This is a genomic window from Legionella rowbothamii (assembly GCF_900639985.1).
Lineage (GTDB): Bacteria > Pseudomonadota > Gammaproteobacteria > Legionellales > Legionellaceae > Legionella > Legionella rowbothamii.
The window spans coordinates 1-5,395 of sequence record NZ_CAAAIM010000026.1 but is presented as its reverse complement, the minus strand read 5'-3'; the positions used below and the strand labels follow the sequence as shown (position 1 = coordinate 5,395).

The window sequence follows — 5,395 nt, the reverse complement described above, 5'->3', positions numbered from 1 at the left end:
ATTTTACGGATATTTAAGCGCTGGTAATGAGGGGGTTGATTATTCACATAATATGCCACCTGCTAAATCTGTAAAATACGTCCCGAAACCCCAAGATTCTACCTGATCCAGAAGAGTTATAGGAAAAATTCTATTTGAACTTGGTTTTGATGAGAGAATTTCAGTGGTAAATAAAGTGGGTTCATTCGCAATTAATTTGGGTCATCCTATTTATAGAAGCAATTAAAGTGGGCCAAAAATAAATTATAATCGCAATTAATCTGAGCCAAAAAAATGCGGTGATTGCGAGCCGAGGCGTTTATGAAAGCGAGCCGCTACAGGTAATGATTAGTTTTATTAATAAATTGCGAGAGCAGCAGCTACCTTTGCAAGAAGCTATTTTTAAGGGTTCGATTGCTCGTTTGCGCCCTGTGCTGATGACAGCATTAGTTGCATCTCTTGGGTTTGTTCCCATGGCATTGGCTACAGGTACCGGTTCAGAGGTACAAAGACCGCTTGCAACCGTGGTCATTGGAGGCATTATCTCATCTACCTTTTTGACTTTGTTGGTATTGCCTGGTCTTTATTATTTATTTCATCGAAATCCAAAAACGAATTAGTCCTCTTTATGATCATGACGATGATGAATATCAGGATAATGAGGATGGGCATGCCTAATCGGTAGGTGTTCGTGGTGATGATTGTGAGGCTCTTTGCCATCCCAAGCAAAATCATGCTCATGTTGATGATGTTCATCATGTACGTGACTGTGAGCATGATCCAAGGTGTTGTGGGTATGATCATGAAGATGGTTTTCGGTGAGATGAATCCAAACACCCCAGCCCATAAGTCCTGCTGCAATCCAAAATAATGAAGACGTTTGTTCGTGAAATATTAGAATAGCAATGGCCGCTCCAATAAAAGGAGCAGTTGAGAAATAAGCCCCTGTTCTAGCGGTTCCTAAGCCCCGTAGTGCAAGAACAAATAATACCAGACTTGCACCATAGCCAAAGAAACCCACAACCATAGCATGACCAATAGTTGGTATTGCAGGGAAAGTAGCTCCTAACAGTAAGGCCATCGTAATGCTGACTAAACCTGACATCATGCCTTTAACGCATGCTATGAATAAGGGATCTCCTGTGGAAACCATTCGAGTAAAATTGTTATCAATACTCCAACATAAACAGGCTCCAGCTATCAATAATGGCCCTATCACTTGAGAGTCTGTGCTTTGACCTTGTGGCCATGAAAGTAAAATACCGCCTGCAACAATAACTAACATTCCAAAAACAATTCTAAAATCAGTGCTTTCTTTAAATACCACCCAAGCTAACACGGCGGTTAAAACTGCCTCAAGATTTAGTAAAAGAGAGGTAGTAGCAGCACTCGTATGTTGCAGGCCTAGCATTAATAAAATTGGGCCTAACACGCCACCAAATGCAATAGCTCCTAATAGCCACATCCATTCATTATTCTTCAAACCGGAATGACTCCAGCCTCTATCTCTTATCACTCTAGCTATAAAAAGACCTAAGCCACTACCCGCGTAAAGCAAACCCGCTAATAAAATAGGTGAAATGTGATTAAGTAATTGTTTCGCAAAAGGGGTGCTACCACCAAAAAATAACGCAGCTCCTAAAGCAGCAGCAGTGGGAGAAATAGTTTTTAAATACGTCATTAAATATCCCTACGTTTTTGTCTTGGCGTGCCTTTACTTATAATCATTCTTATTTCTCCAAAATTAGCTACTATTTAAACAGATCAGAATGACTGCCTGTTCTAACAAAAATCGCAGAATCGTCTTTTATCATGTAAAATTAATAGCCAATCTGGCTCGATATGACATTTCCTACAATCAAAGATATAAAAAAGAATATTTCTGATTTATTGAGATATTTTAACGATTTCATAATAAAAACCTGGCGAATTATGTCGCTTATCATGATAGCGGATACGTTTTATATTAGATAAGGGTATAATTTTTTTAGTAATTTGCGAATAAGAAAAAGTCGTTATTTTTGGAGAAATTAAAATTAAAATTTTACCTTTTATTTCATCAATACTTCCCCAATACTTATACATCAAACTATTTAAATCAAAAACATGGGAACCAATAACTTTATATGAAGTATTAACTTTTCCTTGCTTAAAATATTTTTGTTGATAAAAAGCATATTCACTTGCAATATGATAACTATCAAGGGGTAATATAATTGGCGCATTATGAGTTTTACCCTCTAACTGCTGAGCAATATTGTAAATTTCCCAGGTAAAATTTTCCCAAGGAACTAAATTTTTAAATAGATAATCATTAATTTTCGGTTTATTCGATAAAATACAATAAATTATACTGCTGTAGATGAGCAACATAACTACAAAACTTATGGCCCATCCTTTACGAAAAGTGATGCCCATTATTTGTTGATTATCAGCAACTAAGATTGCAAGCCATGGTAGGATTGCGAGAAAGACGGGACCAATCCAATTTATTTTTATTCCATGAAACAAACTAAATAACGAAAAAATTATAAGTGGTACAGAAACATAGACCTGGAAAAAATATTTTGTTCTAACAGGTATAAATTTTTTAGAATATTTGGATGAAAATAGCATCCAGGCACTCATGACACCTGTTGGAGTTAAATATATAAGAACTAAACCTACCAACTCATGAAAAGAAAAAGAATAATAATCATGTAATCGGCGTGAGGTTTGGAATAAAAAAGATGCCCAATCATGAGTTGCATTCCAATAAATAACAGGGATAAATATAATCAATGCTATTAAAGCACAATAATAAGGCTCTTTTCTTGTGAACCATTTTCGGGATTTAGGGTCACCTGCTAAATAAACTATTGTCGCTAATCCTAATAACAAAATGGTATATTTTGAAAGTAACCCTAAACCAATCCATATTCCTGCCCAGTACCAACTTTTAGTGTTCTCTATAATAATAGCTTGGTATAGATAATACAGAGCAGCAGACCAACAAAGTATCAGCGGAATATCAGGAGTGATAATTAAAGAATGTATAAAAAAAAATGGTAGTATGGCTAGCAACATTATTGCGTATAATCCTGCTTCTTTTCGTATTAACACAGTTAATTTATAACTATAGTAGCTAGTGAAGAGCCAGCAGGGAATAGTTGCAAAACGAACTCCCCATTCAGTAACATTAAAAATTAAGATACCTAACTTTATTAAAAGAGCCACCATAGGCGGATGATCAAGGAAACTAAAATCAAGATGGTTTGAGTAATTCCAATAATAAGCTTCTTCAACCAATAAATTTGCTTTTAAGATAAACAATATGCGGAGCAAAAAAAGAAATGAAAACAGAATTACAAAAGGATGGAATGGTCTAATTTTGTTCATTTAAATCCTTTTTTAATAAATAACAATAGAAAAGCTTGTTCTATTTTGAGAGACTGCGCTGCAGAAGTATGTTAACACTTAGATTATTTGTCAATGCCGCTTTATTATTTTTTCCTATGTATAAGGAGGAGATATACTTTTAGCTGAGTAATTTGAAAGCTTTGGGTACTATAACGTCTAAATTTAAAATTCTTTGTTGCAATACTTCTAATTAACTCATAAATGAATTATGTTACCTTTAAATTAAAGGAAAATAAATTAAAAAGGAGTTCGCAAATGACAAATAATGAAATAATTGTGATTATTATTCCAACTTATAATGAAGAACGGTGTATTGAACAAACTATTAATGAAGTTTTTAAAATAACTTCATTAATTAAACATATTCACATCTTAATTTTTGATAGTTGCTCAACTGATAATACTCAAACAATTGTTAACCGTCTCCTAAAAACTTATGATAATTTGCATTTAAAAACCGAACCTAATAAAACGGGTTTAGGATCAGCTTATTTGCAAGCTATGCGTTATAGTTTAGATCAATTAAAAGCTACTATAGTCATTGAGTTTGATGCGGATCTTTCTCATCAACCTCGTTATCTTTTACCTATTATCGAAAAAATGCAATTAAATGATGTCGTTATTGGTAGTCGTTACGTAAACGGAGGCTCAATTCCTAATGACTGGGGAATTCGTCGTAAACTACTTTCTCAGTTAGGAAATAAATTATCAAGAATAATTCTTACTCGTAAATACAAGGACTTTACAAGCGGTTTTAGGGCTACAAATAATATTGTCCTAAATAAAGTATTACCCAAGCAATTTATATCCAATAATTATGGATATAAATTAGAGCTTTTATGGAATTTACATAAAATCAATGCAAAAATAATGGAATTTCCTATTGAGTTTATAGATAGAAAAATGGGGTCCAGTAAAATGCCAATCAATAGCATTTTTGACTCATTAAAAGTTTTAGCTAGAATACGGCTAAAAGAATTAAAGTTTTATAGAAAAATAGGGTGATCCTCCCTCGATTTCTAGGGATATAATCCCTTAATAAGGAGTTAGGATGAGTAATAATAGTTATAGAGTTTAAGTTAAAAGCTGTTGAGCTACTTGAACAAGATCATAAATCAATTCACCAGGTTGCCAAAGAGTTAGGTGTTCCGGAAAATAATTTATACAATTGGCGTAAGCAATTAATGAATCTCAATTTAATGAGAAAGAGTTAGAGCTAAGGCGCTTAAGATCTGGGGCGCGGAACTTGAAGAGGAACGTGAAATCCTAAAAAGGCAGCCGCATTTTTCGCCAAGGAAAGTCAGCGATCTACGCGATGATAAAATGTCAATCAGCTTTCCACAGCACCAAGCTGCTTTGCCGGGCTTTAAACGTGTCTACTAGTGTCTATTATGCTTGGGCCACGTGTAGGCCAAGGTAAAAGACATTTAGAAAATGCTACTCCGCCAATCAATTAAAGAGTATTTTGTTACCTCCCGCAAAACCTATGGTGTTCCAAGGTTGGGCTAAGCCAATATTTATTTGAAAGTATTGCCGAGGTACAACTACATGCGACACAATGGTTATGGACGTACAACAATGAACGACCCAATACTGCTATAGGAGGAATTCCTCCAAGGCAAAAATCGGCACTAGTTGCTTAATCCTCTGCTTTTAGCTTCGGTTAAAAATGGAGGGATTACCCAGGCCTCTAACCGAATTTCAGTTTCATGATTTCGGTTGCTTGTTTTAATTTAACTGCAATTGCAGCTTCAGAGGCGGAATGCCCCGCATTATCAACCATAATAAACGTTGAATTAGGCCATTTTTGATGGAGCTCAAACGCATTTTCTGGAGGCGATATTATATCATTTTGCCCATGTATAATAATTAAGGGTAGGTGGTTAATGATTCGTATGTTGTTAATTAATTGATTCTCATTTAGGGGAGGTAGCCGCAAACCTCAGAAATTTCCGGACAGTTTTTAGTCATTCCAGAACTCTTTAAATCGTATTGCTGCTATTTCTGTATACCGCAC

Annotated in this window: 5 protein-coding genes and 2 pseudogenes; 4 read left to right on the top strand and 3 right to left on the bottom strand. The window is 35.0% G+C overall.

Annotated features, from left to right (window positions below):
* Positions 1–320: 320 nt before the first annotated feature.
* Positions 321–599 (top strand): annotated as a pseudogene (locus E1P08_RS16995) (efflux RND transporter permease subunit); the annotation flags it as partial.
* On the opposite strand, the gene E1P08_RS16990 reads toward E1P08_RS16995, so the two are convergent.
* A complete protein-coding gene (locus E1P08_RS16990) occupies positions 596–1,660 on the bottom strand; it encodes a DMT family transporter (protein WP_133138128.1) in 1,065 nt (354 codons plus the stop codon). The pseudogene E1P08_RS16995 and the gene E1P08_RS16990 overlap by 4 nt on opposite strands.
* Before the next feature lie 206 nt (positions 1,661–1,866).
* Positions 1,867–3,357, bottom strand: coding sequence for a glycosyltransferase family 39 protein (locus tag E1P08_RS16985; RefSeq protein WP_133138127.1), 1,491 nt, complete (start codon positions 3,355–3,357; stop codon positions 1,867–1,869).
* Between the two features lie 276 nt (positions 3,358–3,633).
* On the opposite strand from E1P08_RS16985, the gene E1P08_RS16980 reads away from it, so the two are divergent.
* From E1P08_RS16980 to E1P08_RS16970, 3 genes and pseudogenes are all read left to right on the top strand, one after another.
* Positions 3,634–4,383: a polyprenol monophosphomannose synthase gene (locus tag E1P08_RS16980; protein ID WP_133138126.1), complete on the top strand. Its 750-nt coding sequence runs from the start codon at positions 3,634–3,636 to the stop codon at positions 4,381–4,383.
* Positions 4,384–4,436: 53 nt separating this feature from the next.
* Positions 4,437–4,592, top strand: a complete 156-nt coding sequence (locus E1P08_RS17870; RefSeq protein ID WP_133138129.1) for a transposase — start codon at positions 4,437–4,439, stop codon at positions 4,590–4,592.
* Between the two features lie 291 nt (positions 4,593–4,883).
* Positions 4,884–5,021: pseudogene (locus tag E1P08_RS16970) on the top strand (integrase core domain-containing protein); the annotation flags it as partial.
* A 47-nt stretch (positions 5,022–5,068) separates the two neighbouring features.
* On the opposite strand, the gene E1P08_RS17865 reads toward E1P08_RS16970, so the two are convergent.
* Complete coding sequence (locus tag E1P08_RS17865; RefSeq protein WP_133138125.1) at positions 5,069–5,317, bottom strand: alpha/beta fold hydrolase; 249 nt, start codon at positions 5,315–5,317, stop codon at positions 5,069–5,071.
* Between the last annotated feature and the right edge of the window lie 78 nt (positions 5,318–5,395).